The following is a 19,117-nucleotide window of genomic DNA, read 5'->3' on the forward strand; positions in this document are numbered from 1 at the left end:
TCTGATAAATTGTTAAAGAGCAGTTGCGACGCGCTTTAGCGCTCTGTCGCGAGGTCCCGTATAATACGTTTTCCTCATTCAGAGTCAAGCGCTTATTTTGCTTTTCTCTGTCGGTTTTCAACGTTGCTTTCGCTGTTGAATCCTGCTGTCCCGGCGGCTTGCTTGCCGTTGTTCCGTGTCAGTGGAGGCGCATTATAGGGGGTAATTCTGAAGTGACAAGGATAAATTCAAAAAAAGAATTCAACCGCTCACTTTTCAACCAAATCAGGTGTTGAGCTTTAATTCTTGCCTGGTTTTTAAACAAAAACGAGCCCGCTGGGCCCGTTTTTGTCGTTTTGTGACTTACTGCACTGCCACGATACGGTCGTCTTTCACTACCAGCTCGACGGTTTTACCCGGAATCAGCTCACCAGAAAGGATCTGCTGGGCTAACGGGTTCTCAATCTGCTGCTGAATAGCGCGTTTCAGTGGCCGCGCGCCGTATACCGGATCGTACCCGTTGGCGCTTAGCAGCTTCAGCGCCTCATCGGACATCCGCACTTCATATCCGCGCTCTTCCAGACGTTTATACAGACGCTGCAGCTGGATCTGGGCAATAGAAGCAATGTGTTTCTCACCCAGCGGATGGAAGACCACCACTTCATCGATACGGTTGATGAACTCCGGACGGAAGTTCTGGCTGACCACTCCCAGCACCAGGTCTTTCATATGTCCGTAATCCAGCTCGCCGAACCGTTCCTGAATCAGATCGGAACCGAGGTTCGAGGTCATGATGACCACCGTATTACGGAAGTCGACCGTTCTCCCCTGCCCATCGGTGAGGCGCCCGTCGTCGAGTACCTGCAGCAGAATGTTGAACACATCCGGGTGCGCTTTTTCCACTTCATCCAGCAGGATGACGGAATAAGGACGACGGCGCACCGCCTCGGTCAGGTAACCGCCCTCTTCATAACCGACGTATCCCGGAGGCGCACCGACCAGACGCGAGACGGAGTGTTTCTCCATAAACTCGGACATATCGATACGCACCATCGCGTCGTCGCTGTCGAACATAAAGTTAGCCAGCGTTTTACACAGCTCGGTTTTACCGACCCCAGTCGGACCGAGGAACAGGAATGAACCAATCGGTCGGTTCGGATCGGATAGCCCGGCACGGCTGCGGCGAATCGCGTTAGATACCGCTTCAACCGCCTCATCCTGGCCAATTACCCGATGATGCAGTTCCTGCTCCATACGCAGCAGTTTGTCACGCTCGCTTTCCATCATGCGGGAGACAGGGATACCGGTCCAGCGGGCCAGCACTTCGGCGATTTCAGCATCCGTCACTTTATTACGCAGCAGACGCATGGTTTTCCCTTCGGACTGAGTGGCTGCCGCCAGCTGTTTCTCCAGTTCCGGAATTTTGCCGTACTGCAGCTCAGACATCCGCGCCAGGTCACCGACGCGACGCGCCTGTTCGATGGCGATTTTCGCCTGCTCCAGCTCGGCTTTGATGGTCTGAGTGCCGGAGAGGGACGCTTTTTCCGCTTTCCACTCTTCTTCCAGCACCGAGTACTGCCGTTCTTTATCCGCCAGCTCCTCGTTGAGCATATCAAGGCGCTTCAGACTCGCCTCATCAGACTCTTTCTTCAGCGCCTGCTGCTCCAGTTTCAACTGGATGATACGGCGATCGAGACGGTCCAGCTCTTCCGGCTTCGAGTCGATCTGCATACGGATGCTGGACGCCGCCTCATCGATAAGGTCGATGGCTTTATCCGGCAGCTGACGGTCGGCAATGTAACGATGCGACAAGGTCGCCGCCGCCACGATTGCCGGGTCAGTGATCTGCACGTGGTGGTGCAGTTCATAACGTTCTTTCAGGCCGCGCAGAATAGCGATGGTATCTTCTACCGATGGCTCGGCGACGAACACTTTCTGGAAGCGGCGCTCCAGCGCAGCGTCTTTTTCAATGTACTGACGGTATTCGTCAAGCGTCGTCGCCCCGACGCAGTGCAGTTCACCACGCGCCAGCGCCGGCTTCAGCATGTTGCCTGCATCCATCGCGCCATCGGCTTTACCGGCGCCAACCATGGTATGCAGTTCATCGATAAACAGAATGACGTTGCCTTCCTGTTTCGACAGATCGGTCAGCACGCCTTTCAGACGCTCTTCAAACTCACCGCGGTATTTCGCCCCGGCCACCAGCGCGCCCATATCCAGCGCCAGCACCCGGCGGCCTTTCAGCCCTTCCGGCACTTCGCCGTTGACGATACGCTGCGCCAGGCCTTCGACGATAGCGGTTTTTCCCACCCCGGGTTCACCAATCAGCACCGGATTGTTTTTGGTACGGCGCTGCAGTACCTGAATGGTACGGCGGATCTCTTCATCACGGCCGATAACCGGGTCCAGCTTGCCCTGTTCGGCACGCTCGGTGAGATCGACGGTAAATTTCTTCAATGCCTGACGTTGGTCTTCGGCACCCTGATCGTTCACGCTTTCACCTCCGCGCATTTGTTCAATCGCCTGGGTCACGTTGGCGGTTGTTGCTCCGGCGGATTTTAAAAGGTCGGTCAGCGTACCGCGTGATTCAAGCGCCGCCAGAACAAACAGTTCTGACGAAATAAAATTGTCCTTTTTCTTTTGCGCCAGCTTGTCGCAAAGGTTCAGGATCCGCACTAAATCCTGAGAAGGTTGTACATCGCCGCCGGTGCCTTCCACCTGCGGTAAACGGCTCAGAGCCTGTTCGATGTCAGTGCGCAGTTTCCCGGCATTCACGCCCGCCGAGGTTAATAAAGGACGTACCGATCCCCCTTCCTGATTCAGCAAGGCGCTCATTAAATGAAGAGGTTCGATGAATTGGTTGTCGTGCCCGAGTGCGAGCGACTGGGCATCGGCAAGAGCAAGCTGGAATTTATTGGTAAGACGATCCAGACGCATAACTCCTCCCATAACAGGTCAAATTTGCTACTGGAGATTAAATGAGGTCATCCCTCAATTATTCAAGGTTAAAGACCTGAACTATGCGAAAAATAAGTTTGCCTTCTGGATCGTCTTGATTCTCTAGGTTATATCAGCCAAATGAAACTTGCCATACGACCGGTGGTCTTGTCGCGCCGGTAAGAGAAAAAATCATCCTTTTCGCTTAGCGTGCAGCGATCGCCGCCGAAAATCTGCTCAACGCCGACGTTTGCCAGACGCTGCCGAGCCAGTTGGTAGATATCAGCAAAATATTTTTCGCCTGCCGGACGAAAAGCACGGTGCGCATTCTCATCCTTCGCCATAAAAGCGTCGCGAACTTCTGGCCCCACCTCAAACGCCTGCGGACCGATGGCGGGCCCCAGCCACGCCATAATGTTTTCGGCTTTATCGGCGAAACGGGCGACCGTCTCTTCCAGAACCCCTTCGCATAAGCCGCGCCATCCCGCATGCGCCGCGGCGACCTCGGTACCGGCGCGGTTACAGAACAGGACCGGCAGGCAGTCAGCGGTCATCACCGCGCAGACAGTCCCTGGCGTACGGCTGTAAGAGGCATCCGCGCGTTTCGACGGATAGGGTCCGCCGTCCAGCGTGAGCACATCGGTACCATGAACCTGCTCCAGCCAAACCGGGTAAGACGGCAAGCCGCCGGCGGCAAACATCCGCCGCCGGTTTTCTTCGACATGCTGCAGATTGTCGCCGCAATGGGCGCCCAGATTGAGCGAGTCATAGGGCGGCAGACTCACGCCGCCGATGCGGGTAGAACTACAGGCCGCCACGCTGCCGGGCATTGGCCACTGCGGTACAATCAGTTTAGTCATAACCAGTCAATATCGTCCTTATGGGCTTCAAAATCGGCGCGCATCGCCTCGATGAGCTCGACCATATCTTGTGGGATGGGCGCATGCCACTCCATTTCAATACCGGTAACCGGATGGTACAGACGCAGCATGGTGGCGTGCAGCGCCTGGCGGTCGAATTTACGCAGCGCGGTGATGAATTCCTCCGACGCGCCCTTCGGCGGACGCGGGCGGCCGCCATACACCTGGTCGCCTACCAGCGGATGGGTAATATGCGACATATGCACGCGGATCTGATGCGTACGCCCGGTTTCCAGACGCAGGCGCAGACGGGTATGAATGCGGAAATGTTCCATAATGCGGTAGTGGGTCACCGCCGGCTTGCCCATAGGGTGCACCGCCATATGGGTACGCTTGGTCGGGTGACGGCTGATCGGCTCTTCCACCGTACCGCCGGCGGTCATATGACCGATCGCCACCGCTTCGTACTCACGGGTGATCTCGCGCAGCTGCAGCGACTCCACCAGCCGGGTTTGCGCTGGAATGGTTTTCGCCACCACCATCAGACCGGTGGTGTCTTTATCCAGACGGTGGACGATACCCGCACGCGGCACATCGGCAATAGGCGGATAGTAGTGCAGCAGCGCATTCAGCACAGTACCGTCGGGGTTGCCCGCGCCAGGATGTACAACCAGATCGCGCGGTTTGTTGATCACGAGGATGTCGTCATCTTCGTAAACGATATTGAGCGGAATATCCTGCGGCTGGAAGCGCGCCTCTTCTTCGATTTCCACATCGATAGCGATGCGTTCTCCCCCCAGCACTTTTTCTTTCGGTTTATCGCCAATGGCGCCATTGACTAATACGCGTTGGTCGAGGATCCATTCTTTTATCCGCGATCGCGAATAATCAGGGAACAATTCGGCCAAAGCCTGATCTAAGCGTTGACCGAGTTGATTTTCGGTCACCGTTGCGGTGAGTTGTACTCGTTGTGCCATATACAGCTTCTTCGTTTAACGTTGGGTTTTACGGCTTTGCCGTTTAATATAGTGTGCTATTGTAGCTGGTCTTAATCGGGAGCAGGAACAGAGATTCTCCCGCATAAACATTTTGAGGAAGTCAAAACGTCATGACGCGCATGAAATACCTGGTGGCAGCCGCCACACTGAGCCTGGCTTTGGTGGGTTGCTCCGGCTCTAAGGAAGAGGTGCCTGATAATCCGCCGAATGAAATCTACGCGACCGCCCAGCAAAAACTGCAGGACGGTAACTGGAAACAGGCGATAACGCAACTGGAAGCGTTGGATAACCGTTATCCATTCGGCCCTTATTCCCAACAGGTACAGCTGGATCTGATTTATGCGTATTACAAAAACGCCGATCTGCCGCTTGCTCAGGCCGCCATCGATCGCTTCATGCGCTTGAACCCCACCCATCCGAACATCGACTACGTCATCTATATGCGCGGCCTGACCAACATGGCTCTGGATGACAGCGCCCTGCAGGGCTTCTTCGGCGTCGATCGTTCCGACCGCGATCCGCAGCACGCGCGCGATGCCTTCAATGACTTCTCTAAACTGGTACGTGGCTACCCGAACAGCCAGTATGCCACTGACGCCTATAAGCGCATGGTGTTCCTGAAAGATCGCCTGGCGAAGTATGAGCTGTCGGTGGTGGATTACTACACCGACCGCGGCGCATGGGTTGCCGTCGTTAACCGCGTGGAAGGTATGATGCGTAACTATCCGGATACCCAGGCCACCCGCGATGCCCTGCCGAAGATGGAAAACGCCTATCGTCAAATGCAGATGAACGCTCAGGCGGACAAAGTCGCGAAGATTATCGCCGCGAACAGCAAGAACACCTGAGCCTGATTCATAGATCGCAAACGGCAGCCCCTGGCTGCCGTTTTTTTATCCATTATCCTGGCTAGCTGAAGCGGTTTAGCGCCGGGTTAACTCATCAAATATGGCCTGCTTTGTCGGGTTCGACAAGTAAAATCTCATCTCTTCCTGCCCTGTCTCACAAAATGAATTCGTTGACAAAAAGTGACAATAAAATGTGATTTAGATCACACATTTTGACATTGGGAAAGGTATGCTGGATTCACCAAGACGGGAAAGACAAGAGGTAAAATTTATGACAATGAACATTACCAGTAAACAAATGGAAATTACTCCGGCAATCCGCCAGCATGTCGCAGACCGTCTCGCCAAACTGGATAAGTGGCAAACTCATTTAATTAACCCGCACATCATTCTGTCTAAGGAGCCGCAGGGTTTTATCGCTGACGCAACCATCAACACGCCAAACGGCCATCTGGTTGCCAGTGCGCGTCATGAAGATATGTACGCCGCCATTAACGAATTGATCAACAAGCTGGAACGGCAGCTCAATAAAGTGCAACACAAAGGGGAAGCCCGCCGCGCCGCGACGTCGGTGAAAGAGGCAGGCTTTGTGGAAGAAGAAGAGTAATCCTTAACTTAAGTTGTGTCATGCCACGCGCCTTCGGGCGCGTTTTTTATTGACAGAGTGAAAACAGTACAGGTACTGTAATCCCCACTACTTAAAGGAATTCATCATGAAACTCGTCCCGTTCTTCTTCGCATTCTTTTTTACCTTCCCCTGACCGGGAGGCAATTCGTCGTATAAGAAAGAATGCGAAGACGAACAATAAGGCCTCCCACCCGGGGGGCCTTTTTTATTTGATAACAACAAAGGCAACATCTATGACCGAGGAAAACCCATTACTGGCGCTGCGCGACAAGATAAGCGCGCTGGATGAGAAACTGCTTGCTCTGCTGGCGGAGCGTCGCGGGCTGGCTGTTGAGGTTGGTAAAGCCAAACTGGCCTCCCATCGTCCGGTGCGTGATATTGACCGCGAACGCGATCTGCTGGAGCGTCTGATGACCCTCGGCAAGCGTCATAATCTGGATGCACACTACATCACCCGCCTGTTCCAGCTGATTATCGAAGACTCTGTTCTGACCCAGCAAACCCTGCTGCAGCAGCATTTGAATAAAATTAACCCGCATTCGGCTCGCGTGGCGTTCCTCGGTCCCAAAGGCTCTTATTCGCATCTGGCGGCGCGTCAGTACGCCGCTCGCCACTTTGAGCAGTTTATTGAAAGCGGCTGCGCGAAGTTCGCCGATATTTTTAATCAGGTGGAGACCGGTCAGGCCGATTACGCCGTAGTGCCGATTGAAAACACCAGCTCCGGCGGGATCAACGACGTCTACGATCTGCTGCAGCACACCAGCCTGTCGATCGTTGGCGAACTGACGATCCCTATCGATCATTGCGTACTGGTCAGCTCCTCGACGGATGCCGATAAAATCCAGACCGTCTACAGCCATCCACAGCCGTTCCAGCAGTGTAGCCAGTATCTGAGTCGCTACCCGCACTGGAAGATTGAATATACCGAGAGCACCTCAGCGGCGATGGAAAAAGTCGCGCAGGCGAACTCCCCGGCCGTCGCGGCACTGGGCAGCGAAGCGGGCGGCGCCCTGTACGGTCTGCAGGTGCTGGAGCACTGCCAGGCCAACCAGACGCAGAATATTACGCGCTTCCTCGTTCTGGCGCGCAAAGCGGTGAACGTCTCCGATCAGGTTCCGGCGAAGACCACGCTGTTAATGGCGACCGGTCAGCAGGCGGGCGCCCTGGTGGAGGCCTTACTGGTGCTGCGCAATCACAATCTGATCATGACCAAACTGGAGTCTCGCCCAATCCATGGCAATCCATGGGAAGAGATGTTTTATCTCGATATTCAGGCAAACCTGGACTCGCTGCCCATGCGCAAGGCGCTGAAGGAGCTGGCGGAGATCACCCGCTCCATGAAGGTTCTCGGTTGCTACCCCAGCGAAAACGTCGTGCCGGTGGATCCGGTTTAGCGTTCGCGGAACGGCAATTTCTTCATCCCTGCCACCGCCACCGGCAGGGTGAAGATAGCGCCGGACAGCGGATACTGCGCCAGCTCATCGTCCGCCATGTTTTCCCGGGTGGTGGTGATGTAGAGCGTTTTCATATCCGCCCCGCCAAAGCAGACCATCGTCGGGCAACGTACCGGCATCGGGTAGGACTCCAGCTCCTCACCCTGCGGAGAGAAACGAGCGATCCGCCAGCCGTCAAACACTGCGCTCCAGTAACATCCCTCCACGTCAATCGCCGCCCCGTCCGGGATCCCTTCGCCCGGCAGAAAACGGCGAAAGACTTCGCGCCGGCCAGGCTCACCCTGCTCATCCAGCGGCGTACGGTAAATCACGGCGTTAGGCGTATCGGAGGTATACATCCAGCGCCGGTCGGCGCTAAACGCCAGACCGTTGGCGCCATGGATGTCGCACTGGATCACCGTCGGCTTCAGGTCGTTATCGACCCGCATCAGCAGCGCGCCGTTGTAATCCCCCGGGCCCCAGAAGGTGCCGGCATAAAAGCGCCCGTCGCGATCGGTCCCGCCGTCGTTAAACCGCGCCAGTTCCGGGTTGCTCGGGTTATCGCAGACTTTCCGCCGCAGCAGACCGTGGGCGTCGGTCAGCCAGATACCGCTGCGCAATGCAACGATAAAACCGCCCTTCTCGCGCAGGGAAAAACAGCCGACCTCCTCCGGAAACTGCAGCACCTGGTGTTCGCCGCTGCGGGTATCGTAGCGGTGAATTTCACATTCCATGATATCGGCCCAGTAGAGGGCCTGCTCTGCCTCACTCCAGGTCGGGCATTCCGGCAGGTATCCGGTGTAGTCAAACAGCGGTTGTGGTTCAGCCATCGTTGTCATCCCTATAAAAAAAGCCAGCGGTCGCTGGCTTTATTGTATACATCTTTTTCGCTTTACTGCCGATTATCGTTCGCCTGACGCAGCAGCGTGCGGCTCTCGCTCTGGAAACGCTGGGCGTAATCGCCAAACCAGTGTTCGACTTTACGGAAGCTATCGATAAACGCCTGCTTATCGCCCTGCTCCAGCAGACCGATCGCCTCGCCAAACCGCTGGTAGTAGCGCTTAATCAGCGCCAGGTTGTTTTCCGAGGACATAATAATGTCGGCGTAGAGCTGCGGATCCTGGGCAAACAGACGGCCCACCATCGCCAGCTCCAGCCGGTAAATGGGTGACGAGAGCGCCAGCAACTGCTCAAGGCGCACATTCTCTTCCGCCAGATGCAGACCATAGGCGAAGGTGGCAAAGTGGCGCAGCGCCTGAATAAAGGCCATGTTCTGATCGTGCTCCACCGCGCTGATGCGATGCAGGCGCGCGCCCCAGACCTGAATTTGCTCGAGGAACCACTGATAGGCCTCCGGCTGGCGGCCATCGCAATAGACCACCACCTGCTTGGCAAGGCTGCCGCTGTCCGGACCGAACATCGGGTGCAGGCCGAGTACCGGGCCCTGATGCGCCGCCAGCATCGCCTGCAGCGGCTCTGCTTTAACCGAGGCAAGGTCGACCAGAATGCAATCCGCCGGCAGCGGCGGCAGCCTGGCGATCGTCTCCACGGTGGTGTGAATCGGCACGCTGACAATGACCATACCGGCATCGGCGACGATATCCGTCGCCCGCGCCCAGTCCTCTTTTTCCAGAATGCGCACCTGGTAGCCGGACAGCGTTAACATCTTCTCAAACAGACGCCCCATCTGCCCGCCGCCGCCGACGATCACCACCGGCCGCAGATTCGGGTAAAGGGTTTTGAAGCCTTTGTCGTTTTCGCTGGAATAGGATTCCCGCATCACGCGACGCAGAACGTCCTCGATCAGATCCGGCGGAACGCCGAGCGCAGCCGCCTCTTCACGCCGGGAGGCGAGCATCGCCGCCTCGCGTTCCGGGACGTAAATCGGCAGGCCATACTGGCTCTTCACCTCGCCGACTTCGGCCACCAGTTCCAGGCGCTTAGCCAGCAGGCTAAGCAACGCTTTATCCACTTCATCAATTTGATCGCGTAACGCGGTCAGTTCAGCAACCATACTTTCCTCTTACACCAAACGGGCCGCCAGGTGGCCGCGGAGATCCTTATCCAGTTCACGCAGCAGCGCATCGGTGGTTTCCCAGCTGATGCAGGCATCCGTTACCGAAACGCCATATTTCATCGCCTCACGCGGCTGTTCAGAGGACTGATTGCCCTCGTGGATATTACTCTCGATCATCAGGCCGATAATGGAGCGATTGCCATCTTTGATCTGCGCGACAACGGATTCAGCCACGGCCGGCTGGCGGCGGAAATCTTTATTGGAGTTCCCATGACTGCAATCTACCATCAGCGACGGCTTCAGTCCCGCCTGCGCCATCTCTTTTTCACATTTCTCCACATCTTCCGGACCGTAGTTCGGCGCCTTACCGCCGCGGAGGATCACATGGCCGTTCGGGTTACCCTGCGTTTGCAGCAGGCAGACCTGCCCGGCCTGGTTGATACCGACGAAGCGGTGCGGCATCGCCGCGGCGCGCATGGCGTTGATAGCCGTGGCCAGGCTACCGTCGGTGCCATTTTTAAAGCCTACCGGCATGGAAAGACCAGAGGCCATTTCGCGGTGCGTCTGAGATTCCGTGGTTCGCGCGCCGATGGCGGACCAGCTGAACAGATCCCCAAGGTACTGCGGGCTGTTGGGATCCAGCGCTTCCGTCGCCAGCGGCAGTCCCATATTCACAAGCTCGACCAGCAGACGACGCGCAATCTTCAGGCCGCCTTCAACATCAAACGAACCATCCATATGCGGATCGTTAATCAGCCCCTTCCAGCCGACGGTGGTACGGGGTTTTTCAAAATAGACGCGCATCACCAGGTAGAGGCTATCGCTGACCTCTGCGGCAAGGGCTTTAAACCGACGAGCATATTCGATCGCCGCTTCCGGATCGTGAATGGAGCAAGGACCGCAGACCACCAGCAGGCGCGGATCGCGACCGGCGATGATATTGGAGATGGTTTCACGGGCGTGCGCGATCTGCGCTTCCTGTTCAACGCTCAGGGGGAATTCCGCCTTCAGTTGCTCCGGGGTCATTAATACATGTTCGTCGGTAATATGTACGTTGTTCAGCGCGTCTTTTTGCATGATTGCGATCCTGTGTAGCTCGTTTGCGATAAGGGTTGCCTCAGCGGGCATGACGTAACGATACCATACGAAGTAAAGAATTCAATCCATATTCCGTAAATTTTACTTTACAGTGATAAATTAATTGGCCCTTACCACGGCATTAACCGTACAATAATATTTACAGATAATGAAATTGCGCCAAAATTGCTCGCCAGCGCCATCGGCATTACGAAAAATCCTGGTGAGATTTGTCCCAAAGCAAAGGGCGCATCTAATGACGGGTTTTGCTATCAGTGGTATTCTTCGCCGGGCATCGGCAGCGGCTATTCCCGCGCTATGGCGAATTTGACGGAAGCGTTAATGACAGTATTACACCGTCTTTTATTGACTGTATTTTTTCTCATCGCGGTATCTCCTGTTTTTGCTGCCGGACCTTCAGAACATGTTCGCGCTATTGTTTCCGGGATCGTGACCTACACCCGTTGGCCGTCATTAACAGGGGCGCCAAAGCTATGCATTTTTGCCTCATCACGCTTCACCCATAGCCTGGCTCATGAAGCGCCGGATGCATTGCCTTATCAACCGGTGATAGTACGTAATAGTGAAGAAGCGTTAAAAACGACCTGCGATGGTTTTTATTTTGGCAGCGAAACGCCGACCCAACAGTCGGAATTAACTCGCCGCTATGGCTCGAGGCCGCTGTTACTCATCGCAGAACAAAATACGGATTGCTCAATTGGTAGCGCGTTTTGCCTGATCATCAACGACGACAGGGTCCGCTTCTCCGTTAATCTGGACGTTCTGACGCACAGCGGGGTTCGGGTTAACCCGGACGTCCTGATGCTTGCCCGGAAGAAACCACATGAATAAGGACTTTTCACAGACATCGCGCCCGACGTTCAAACGCGCGCTGCGTCGCATTAGCGTGATAAGCGTGGTGATCTCCATGACGCTGGTCTGGCTGCTGCTGAGCACGGCCTCTATTTTCACGCTCAAGCAGTACGCGCAGAAAAATCTTGAGCTCACTGCCGCGACCATGGGCCGCAGCCTCGAAGCCGCCCTGGTGTTTGGCGACAGCGCGGCAGCAGAGGAGACCCTCGCTTCGCTGGGGAAGCAAGGGCAGATTTCCTAGGCGATCGTGCTCAACGGCCAGAAGCAGCACTTCGCCGCCTGGCGCCACGAACCGCTGGCCAACAAAGAACAAGTGAGCGGCCTTATCAGTAAATGGCTGTTTCCGGAGCCCACGGTGCAGCCCATCTGGCACCAGGGGAAACAAATCGGCGAGCTGCGACTGACCGCGCTTGACGAACTGATTAGCCACTTTCTCGGCATCTCGATTCTGGTACTGACCGGCAGCATTCTGCTCGCCTCCTTCATCGGCCTGCTGCTGACCCACTCCCTGCACCGGGGGATCGTCGCCGCCCTGCAGAGCATCACCGAGGTCGTGCATGATATTCGCGAAAACCGCCACTTCTCCCGGCGGGTGCCGGAGGAGCGTATCGAGGAGTTCCATCTGTTTGCCCAGGACTTTAACAGTCTGCTGGGGGAGATGGAGGACTGGCAGCGCCAGTTGCAGGCCAAAAATGCTCAGCTGTTGCGCAGCTCGTTACACGATCCGTTGACCGGCCTGGCTAACCGCGCCGCCTTTCGCAACGCGCTCGCCGAGCTGATGAAAAATGAAGTGGATCACCAGACCTCAGCGTTACTGTTTCTCGATGGCGATAACTTCAAATTGATCAATGACAACTGGGGACATGCGGCGGGCGATAAAGTGCTGATGGAAGTCGCCAGCCGCCTGATGACTTTCGCCGGTAAACGCCATCTGGCGTGGCGTCTTGGCGGCGACGAGTTTGCCGTTCTGCTGCGCGAGGTGCGCTCGGAAGCAGAAGTCCAGGCCCTGTGCCAGGCGCTGTCAGAACAATTTCTTCCGCCATTCAACCTGCACAATGGCCATAGCGCCACACTCTCGCTGAGCGTCGGTTATGCCCTGGCGTGGGAACACGCCACGGCGGAATCACTGCAAGAACTTGCCGATCAGAATATGTATCGGATGAAAAACCAACGTATCCAGCAGATGCTGAAATAATAAAGGACGCATTATGATCAGGAAATATTTCGCCCCCGCCCTGATGGCGGCGGCGCTTTTGACAGGTTGCCAGGCTCCTCAGGGAAAATTTACCCCCGAGCAGGTGGCGGCGATGAAATCTTATGGCTTCACTGAAAGCAATGGTGATTGGTCCCTGGGCTTATCCGATAGCATCCTGTTTGACAAGAATGACTACCGACTACGTCCCGACAGCCGCCAGCAGATCACCCAAATGGCCTCGCGGCTGGCGACAACCGGGATTACACATAGCCGCCTTGAAGGCCACACCGATAATTATGGTGAGGATAGTTATAACGAAGCCCTGTCGCTTAAGCGGGCCAACAGCGTAGCCGATGCCTGGGCGGAAGGCGCCCATATCCCGCGCAGTAATTTAGTCACCCGCGGCCTTGGCAAAAAATACCCGATCGCCAGCAACGATACCGCGGCCGGGCGCGCTGAAAACCGCCGGGTCACGGTAGTCATCAGCACGCCGTAGACGTCCGCTTAATCGCTGGACTTCGCTATCCTCATTGCCGTTGCCGCGCGCCAGCGCAGGTAGTCAACGGCAATGAACAGCACCAGGCTGATCCCCATCAACGGCATGGCCAGCCCCAGGGCTAACGCTATCCCCAGCACCAGCCCACGGGCAGGCCAGGCGAGCGACAGCCATGCCTGCAGCAGGGAATGCGCCGGATCCCAGACGGCCTGTGGCGGACGGCGTATCCACCACAGCCGGTACCCCACGCCGATGGTTACGCACAGCGCGCAGCCAAACCCCACCAGCAGCAGCTGATTCGCCAGACCAAAGAGGATCCCCATATGGAAATCGACGCCCCAGCGGGTAAGCTTCGCCATCAGCGGAAAGTCGGCAAAATGGGTGCGATCCACCACCTGCATCGTGGCGCCATCGATCGCCACCGCGTCCACCTGCGTCGGCCAGCGGCGGTCAATCTCATTCACCGTCCAGGCGCGTTCGTCTGACACCGGCGGACGGATCTCCAGCCGGCTGGCGTTCAGCCCCGCCTGACGGGCCACCGCCAGCGCCTGGTCAAACTGCGCTGGCTGATGCTGGGTCATGGCCATCGCCTCCCTATGATGCCCGGCATGGGGATCGTGCGCCATCGGCGCCTCACCGTGCAGCAGGGTATTGACCTGCGGCGTCCACCAGCCGAAAGCCGCCCGCATTTTATCCACGTTGCCGCCGGCCCATTGCGACCAGGTCAGGCCGGTGGCGGAGAAGAGCAGCATGCCCAGCAGTAAGCACCAGCCCAACGTCACGTGCAGCCGACGATGATTCTGCAGGGCGTTATTGAGCCGCCGTTTTGGACGCGTCATCGCCCACAGGGCAATGCCCCCCAGGGCGGCCACCCACATCCATGAGGCAGCCAGTTCGCTGTAGAGCCGCCCGCTGTCGCCCAGCAGCAGCGAACGATGCGCATAGTCAATCCACTGCCGCAGCGGCAGGATGCCGCTGGTGCCGTAGACCGTCATATCGCCCTTCACCCGCAGCGCGATCGGATCGACAAAAATGGCCCGGGATTCCGACTCCCCGAGACTCGGATCGGCAAACATAATGCGGGTGGTCTCGCCCACCGCGGGGGCCGGACGTACCGCCAGCAGCCGCAGATTACCCTGGGTCGCTTCTTCTGCCACCGCAATCTGGGCGCTGAGCGGCTGCGGGGTGCCTTCGGGAAGGCCATACAGCGCATCGTGATAGAGCCAGTTTTCCAGCTGCGGCGTCGCCACGTACAGCGTGCCGGTCAGGGCAGCGACAAAGATAAACGGTCCGATAAACAGCCCGATATAGAAATGGAGGCGACGCAGCAGGTTCAGCCATGCCGCGCGCGAGGTGCAGGTTGTCATACTTTTCCTTTTTCAAAGCAAAAAGAGGTCGTTGCGCAGTGCGCAGATTCATTTTTATTAAAGGGAAAAAGCAGACAGCCGCGGCGGGGCGCGGGTTTCGGGGTAAAGCCAGGGAAAGTAGCGCCAGTGTTTTAATACCGGCCGAGAAGCCGGCAGGCGAATGCGCCGCAGGAGCATGGCGACGAACAGCGCCAGCGCGAAAAGCAGACCCGGGACATGGGCTAACAGCACGCAATAGCCACATGCTTCAGCATGATCCAGCGGCAGTTCGTGTCCGGTATGCGTAGCGCCGTCTGCGCTATGCGTCATCGCCATCTCGTGGCCAGGCATCTGCGCCATACTCGCTGGCGAGCTGTCCATCATCATGGCGTGGTGCATGCCGGGCATGGCGCTCATGGGGTCTTTTTGCAGGGAGACGGAGATTAGGGGAGCCACGACGATCAGCAGGATCGCCAACAGCGCCAGCCAGGCGGCTCGCCGTTTAGGTGTCGTTTGCTGAAAACTGTTGCTGACCACCGCCCCTCCGAATAGAGGGCGTATTGTAAATGATTTACATCACGATGGTTACAACAAAGATAAAAAAAGGGCCGGCCCTGAGGCCAGCCCTTTTTGTCAGGATGTCGCGAAAGCGAATCTTAGTTAAGACGCTCTTTGATACGAGCAGACTTACCAGTGCGCTCACGCAGGTAGTACAGTTTAGCTTTACGTACAGCACCACGACGTTTAACAGCAATGCTGTCAACTACCGGAGAGTGAGTCTGGAAGACACGCTCAACGCCTTCGCCGTTGGAAATTTTGCGAACAGTGAATGCAGAGTGCAGACCGCGGTTACGAATAGCGATAACCACGCCCTCGAATGCCTGCAGACGTTTTTTGGAACCTTCAACAACCCATACTTTCACTTCCACGGTATCACCCGGACGGAAGGAAGGTACGTCCTGCTTCATCTGTTCTTGTTCAAGTTGCTTAATAATGTTGCTCATAATTTAATCTCTTATCCTGGGTAAACTGATATTGGGGGCTCACGCCTGCCCATCATGTTTATGCTGCTGTTGCGCGTGTTCAGTTTTGAACTCCGCCAGCAGCTTTGCTTGCTCTTCAGTCAGAGCCAGGTTTTCCAGAAGTTCAGGTCTTCTAAGCCAGGTTCGGCCCAGCGACTGCTTCAGACGCCAGCGACGTATCTCAGCATGGTTTCCCGACAGCAATACTGGCGGTACTTCCATCTCTTCTAACACTTCAGGACGGGTATAGTGGGGACAATCCAGCAACCCATCAGCAAAGGAATCTTCCGTTGCTGATGCTTCATGGCCCAGTACCCCCGGAATGAACCGGGAAACGGAGTCAATCAGCGTCATTGCCGGTAACTCACCACCGCTGAGAACGTAATCGCCGATTGACCATTCTTCGTCAATTTCGGTTTGGATTACGCGCTCGTCTATCCCTTCGTAGCGACCGCACACCAGAATCAGTTTCTGATTCGTTGCCAGTTCGCTGACGCCCGCTTGATCAAGCTTGCGTCCCTGAGGTGACAGATAAATCACCTTCGCGCCTTCACCTGCCGCGGCTTTTGCTGCATGAATGGCATCCCGTAAGGGTTGCACCATCATTAGCATCCCCGGTCCGCCGCCGTAAGGACGATCGTCCACGGTACGGTGCCGGTCATGCGTGAAGTCGCGAGGACTCCAGCTTTCGATGCTCAGCAGGCCATTTTTTACTGCCCGGCCAGTTACCCCGTAATCGGTAATTGCGCGGAACATTTCAGGAAACAGGCTAATTATGCCAATCCACATAGCGCCGTCTTTTACCGTTTATCCGGAGAATTTAAAAACCAGGATCCCAATCTACTTCGATAGTACGCGTAGTGAGATCGACTTTCTTGATAACCTGCCCATCGAGGAACGGAACCAACCGCTCCTTGATACCAAATGCATCTTTCAGGTTTGCCTTGATGACGAGCACGTCATTAGACCCGGTTTCCATCATATCGATGACTTTACCGAGGCTATAGCCTTCCGTTGTCACTACCTGGCAGCCCATCAGGTCTTTCCAGTAGTAGTCACCCTCTTCCAGCTCCGGCAACTGCGATGAATCCACGATAATTTCGCAATTAGTCAGTAGATTCGCGGCATCACGATCGTCAACGCCTTTCAGCTTGATGATGATGTCCTGATTGTGGTGGCGCCAGCTTTCCAGCTCAACGACCTGCCACTGACCCGCCTTCTGGATTAACCAGGGCTGATAGTCAAAAATGCTTTCGGCGTCTTCGGTGGAGGAAAACACTCTGAGCCAACCACGGATACCGTAGGAAGAACCCATTTTCCCCAATACGATCGGATCAACAGGTGCTTGTGCGGTGTGTTGCTTGCTCATCATGACCACCGTGACAGATTAAGCTGCTTTGTTAGCGGCTTTGATCAGCGCGGCAACGCGATCGGAAACAGTAGCGCCCTGGCCAACCCAGTGAGCGATACGATCCAGATCCAGGCGAGTCTCTTCTTCCGCACCGTTAGCGATCGGGTTGAAGAAACCAACGCGCTCGATGAAGCGACCGTTGCGTGCATTACGGCTGTCGGTGACAACAACCTGGTAGAACGGACGCTTTTTAGCGCCGTGACGTGCTAAACGAATAGTTACCATAACATCCTCTTGTGTGAATAAAACAACCGGGCCCCATCGAGGAACGGAGCCCGGTGTCATATTAAAAGCCCGAAAATTTTACTGATTTCTGGGGAAAATGCAATCAGCAGTTGATAAGTCTGCTGTAAAAGGCCGTCGGCGGTGCAGTCAGTTCGCTGCCGGCGTGCGCGCAGCCACCGGAACGTACACGTAGTACGCGAGGATGGCGAGCACACCCCGGTGGCGAAATGGCAAACAAGCCAGGCCGATTAGCGGCCCGGGAAGCCTGGCGGCATCATCCCTTTCATGCCACGCATCATCTTCATCATGCCGCCTTTCGACTTCATCTTCTTCATCATGCGCTGCATGTCGTCGAACTGCTTGAGCAGACGGTTCACATCCTGCACCTGCATCCCGCAGCCGGCGGCGATACGGCGCTTACGCGAACCTTTGATGATTTCCGGCTTAGCGCGCTCTTTCAGGGTCATCGAGTTGATGATCGCCTCCATACGCACCAGCACTTTGTCATCCATCTGCGCTTTCACGTTGTCCGGGATCTGGCCCATACCCGGCAGCTTGCCCATCAGGCTGGCCATGCCGCCCATGTTTTTCATCTGGCGCAGCTGCTCAAGGAAGTCGGTGAGATCGAAACCGTCGCCTTTCTTCAGCTTGGAAGCCAGCTTCTCGGCCTGCGCGCGGTCGACTTTGCTCTCGATATCTTCGATCAGCGACAGCACGTCGCCCATGCCGAGGATGCGGGAGGCGACGCGGTCCGGATGGAACGGTTCCAGCGCTTCGGTTTTCTCGCCGACGCCGAGGAATTTAATCGGCTTGCCGGTAATATGGCGAATCGACAGCGCCGCGCCGCCGCGGGCGTCGCCGTCCACTTTGGTCAGCACCACGCCGGTCAGCGGCAGCGCTTCGTTAAAGGCTTTGGCGGTATTCGCCGCATCCTGGCCGGTCATCGCATCGACGACGAACAGGGTTTCAACCGGATTAATGGCGGCGTGGACGTGCTTAATTTCGTCCATCATCGCTTCGTCAACGTGCAGACGACCGGCGGTATCCACCAGCAGCACGTCGTAGAATTTGAGCTTCGCTTCTTTCAGCGCCGCGTTGACGATATCAACCGGCTTCTGCCCGACGTCGGACGGGAAGAAGTCGACGCCGACCTGCTCGGCCAGGGTCTCCAGCTGTTTGATCGCCGCCGGGCGGTAAACGTCAGCGGAGACCACCAGCACTTTCTTCTTGTGCTTCTCGCGCAGGAATTTCCCCAGCTTACCGACGCTGGTGGTTTTACCGGCACCCTGCAGGCCCGCCATCAGCACCACCGCCGGCGGCTGCGCCGCCAGGTCGAGGGTCTGGTTCTCTTCGCCCATCGCCGCCACCAGCTCGTTGCGGACGATTTTGACGAACTCCTGACCCGGGGTCAGGCTTTTATTGACTTCATGGCCGACCGCGCTCTCTTTGACGCGGCTGATGAAATCACGTACCACCGGAAGCGCAACGTCCGCTTCCAGCAGCGCCATGCGCACTTCGCGCAGGGTGTCTTTAATATTGTCTTCTGTAAGGCGTCCGCGGCCGCTAATGTTGCGCAGCGTACGCGACAAACGATCGGTTAAATTATCAAACATTGTCTCTCGCCTGAGGTGGAAACGGTCGGTCGCCGCAGCGACACACAAAACGAATGTGGCGGAGTATAACACGACATCAATCTGAATGTGCTGCAACGGTTGGAGCAGAGGCCTGCTGACGTTATACTGCTTCTCTTTCTTATTTATCCAACAGCCGAC

The 19,117-nt window shown here is 56.4% G+C and carries 19 protein-coding genes, 1 pseudogene and 1 other annotated feature; of the genes and pseudogenes, 7 read left to right on the forward strand and 13 right to left on the reverse strand.

Translation table 11 applies throughout. The features are described 5' to 3' along the window. Positions 1 to 342 precede the first annotated feature (342 nt). From clpB to rluD, 3 genes are all read right to left on the reverse strand, one after another. Positions 343 to 2,916, reverse strand: a complete 2,574-nt coding sequence (gene clpB / locus ABLX76_RS19685; protein WP_004206837.1) for an ATP-dependent chaperone ClpB — start codon at positions 2,914 to 2,916, stop codon at positions 343 to 345. 128 nt (positions 2,917 to 3,044) lie between these two features. Then, positions 3,045 to 3,776, reverse strand: a complete 732-nt coding sequence (gene yfiH, locus ABLX76_RS19690; protein ID WP_023290680.1) for a purine nucleoside phosphorylase YfiH — start codon at positions 3,774 to 3,776, stop codon at positions 3,045 to 3,047. Continuing rightward, positions 3,773 to 4,753 carry a 23S rRNA pseudouridine(1911/1915/1917) synthase RluD gene (gene rluD / locus ABLX76_RS19695; protein WP_348875126.1) on the reverse strand — a complete coding sequence of 327 codons (981 nt, stop codon included), beginning with the start codon at positions 4,751 to 4,753 and terminating at the stop codon, positions 3,773 to 3,775. Before rluD ends, yfiH begins: the two co-directional genes overlap by 4 nt. 131 nt (positions 4,754 to 4,884) lie before the next feature. Between rluD and bamD the strand changes: the two genes are divergently transcribed. The 4 genes from bamD to pheA all read left to right on the forward strand — a co-directional run bounded on the left by bamD (position 4,885) and on the right by pheA (position 7,644). Continuing rightward, complete coding sequence (gene bamD, locus ABLX76_RS19700) at positions 4,885 to 5,622, forward strand: outer membrane protein assembly factor BamD (RefSeq protein ID WP_004145664.1); 738 nt, start codon at positions 4,885 to 4,887, stop codon at positions 5,620 to 5,622. Between the two features lie 271 nt (positions 5,623 to 5,893). Further along, on the forward strand, positions 5,894 to 6,229 hold the full coding sequence (raiA, locus tag ABLX76_RS19705; protein ID WP_002914111.1) for a ribosome-associated translation inhibitor RaiA: 336 nt from the start codon (positions 5,894 to 5,896) through the stop codon (positions 6,227 to 6,229). Positions 6,230 to 6,334: 105 nt separating this feature from the next. Then, positions 6,335 to 6,459: a sequence feature (Phe leader region), on the forward strand. Then, positions 6,336 to 6,383: a pheA operon leader peptide PheL gene (gene pheL / locus ABLX76_RS19710; protein WP_100250063.1), complete on the forward strand. Its 48-nt coding sequence runs from the start codon at positions 6,336 to 6,338 to the stop codon at positions 6,381 to 6,383. (Overlaps the previous feature by 48 nt.) 24 nt (positions 6,460 to 6,483) lie before the next feature. Further along, entirely contained in the window at positions 6,484 to 7,644 is a 1,161-nt protein-coding gene (gene pheA, locus ABLX76_RS19715) for a bifunctional chorismate mutase/prephenate dehydratase (protein ID WP_243806252.1), read from the forward strand. On the opposite strand, the gene ABLX76_RS19720 is transcribed toward pheA, so the two are convergent. The 3 genes from ABLX76_RS19720 to aroF form a co-directional block, all read right to left on the reverse strand. Then, positions 7,641 to 8,513, reverse strand: a complete 873-nt coding sequence (locus ABLX76_RS19720; RefSeq protein WP_348875129.1) for an SMP-30/gluconolactonase/LRE family protein — start codon at positions 8,511 to 8,513, stop codon at positions 7,641 to 7,643. The two genes, pheA and ABLX76_RS19720, sit on opposite strands and share 4 nt — an antisense overlap. 62 nt (positions 8,514 to 8,575) lie before the next feature. Then, entirely contained in the window at positions 8,576 to 9,697 is a 1,122-nt protein-coding gene (gene tyrA / locus ABLX76_RS19725) for a bifunctional chorismate mutase/prephenate dehydrogenase (protein WP_004206843.1), read from the reverse strand. A gap of 9 nt (positions 9,698 to 9,706) precedes the next feature. Beyond that, on the reverse strand, positions 9,707 to 10,777 hold the full coding sequence (aroF, locus tag ABLX76_RS19730) for a 3-deoxy-7-phosphoheptulonate synthase AroF (RefSeq protein WP_023290684.1): 1,071 nt from the start codon (positions 10,775 to 10,777) through the stop codon (positions 9,707 to 9,709). A 342-nt stretch (positions 10,778 to 11,119) separates the two neighbouring features. On the opposite strand from aroF, the gene ABLX76_RS19735 reads away from it, so the two are divergent. The 3 genes and pseudogenes from ABLX76_RS19735 to ABLX76_RS19745 all read left to right on the forward strand — a co-directional run bounded on the left by ABLX76_RS19735 (position 11,120) and on the right by ABLX76_RS19745 (position 13,341). Continuing rightward, entirely contained in the window at positions 11,120 to 11,629 is a 510-nt protein-coding gene (locus ABLX76_RS19735) for a YfiR family protein (protein WP_023290685.1), read from the forward strand. Further along, a pseudogene (gene dgcN, locus ABLX76_RS19740) lies at positions 11,622 to 12,845 on the forward strand (diguanylate cyclase DgcN). The gene ABLX76_RS19735 and the pseudogene dgcN overlap by 8 nt, the downstream one beginning before the upstream one ends. Positions 12,846 to 12,858: 13 nt before the next feature. Continuing rightward, positions 12,859 to 13,341: an OmpA family protein gene (locus ABLX76_RS19745; RefSeq protein ID WP_023290687.1), complete on the forward strand. Its 483-nt coding sequence runs from the start codon at positions 12,859 to 12,861 to the stop codon at positions 13,339 to 13,341. Positions 13,342 to 13,349: 8 nt separating this feature from the next. On the opposite strand, the gene ABLX76_RS19750 is transcribed toward ABLX76_RS19745, so the two are convergent. From ABLX76_RS19750 to ffh, 7 genes are all read right to left on the reverse strand, one after another. After that, complete coding sequence (locus ABLX76_RS19750) at positions 13,350 to 14,708, reverse strand: PepSY-associated TM helix domain-containing protein (protein WP_080901353.1); 1,359 nt, start codon at positions 14,706 to 14,708, stop codon at positions 13,350 to 13,352. 57 nt (positions 14,709 to 14,765) lie between these two features. Next, positions 14,766 to 15,224, reverse strand: coding sequence for a DUF2946 domain-containing protein (locus ABLX76_RS19755; RefSeq protein WP_032453748.1), 459 nt, complete (start codon positions 15,222 to 15,224; stop codon positions 14,766 to 14,768). A gap of 119 nt (positions 15,225 to 15,343) precedes the next feature. Beyond that, positions 15,344 to 15,691 carry a 50S ribosomal protein L19 gene (rplS, locus tag ABLX76_RS19760; RefSeq protein WP_002914145.1) on the reverse strand — a complete coding sequence of 116 codons (348 nt, stop codon included), beginning with the start codon at positions 15,689 to 15,691 and terminating at the stop codon, positions 15,344 to 15,346. 39 nt (positions 15,692 to 15,730) lie between these two features. Then, positions 15,731 to 16,498 (reverse strand): tRNA (guanosine(37)-N1)-methyltransferase TrmD, encoded by a 768-nt coding sequence (gene trmD, locus ABLX76_RS19765; protein ID WP_002914147.1) that lies wholly within the window; start codon positions 16,496 to 16,498, stop codon positions 15,731 to 15,733. Positions 16,499 to 16,529: 31 nt separating this feature from the next. Then, on the reverse strand, positions 16,530 to 17,078 hold the full coding sequence (gene rimM / locus ABLX76_RS19770) for a ribosome maturation factor RimM (protein ID WP_004150977.1): 549 nt from the start codon (positions 17,076 to 17,078) through the stop codon (positions 16,530 to 16,532). 18 nt (positions 17,079 to 17,096) lie between these two features. Then, complete coding sequence (gene rpsP, locus ABLX76_RS19775) at positions 17,097 to 17,345, reverse strand: 30S ribosomal protein S16 (protein ID WP_002914149.1); 249 nt, start codon at positions 17,343 to 17,345, stop codon at positions 17,097 to 17,099. Positions 17,346 to 17,593: 248 nt separating this feature from the next. Further along, positions 17,594 to 18,958, reverse strand: coding sequence for a signal recognition particle protein (gene ffh, locus ABLX76_RS19780; protein WP_002914152.1), 1,365 nt, complete (start codon positions 18,956 to 18,958; stop codon positions 17,594 to 17,596). Positions 18,959 to 19,117 lie beyond the last annotated feature (159 nt).

Origin of the sequence: Klebsiella sp. JB_Kp004 (assembly GCF_040065795.1) — a bacterium.
In the GTDB taxonomy this organism is placed as follows: Bacteria; Pseudomonadota; Gammaproteobacteria; order Enterobacterales; family Enterobacteriaceae; genus Klebsiella; species Klebsiella quasipneumoniae.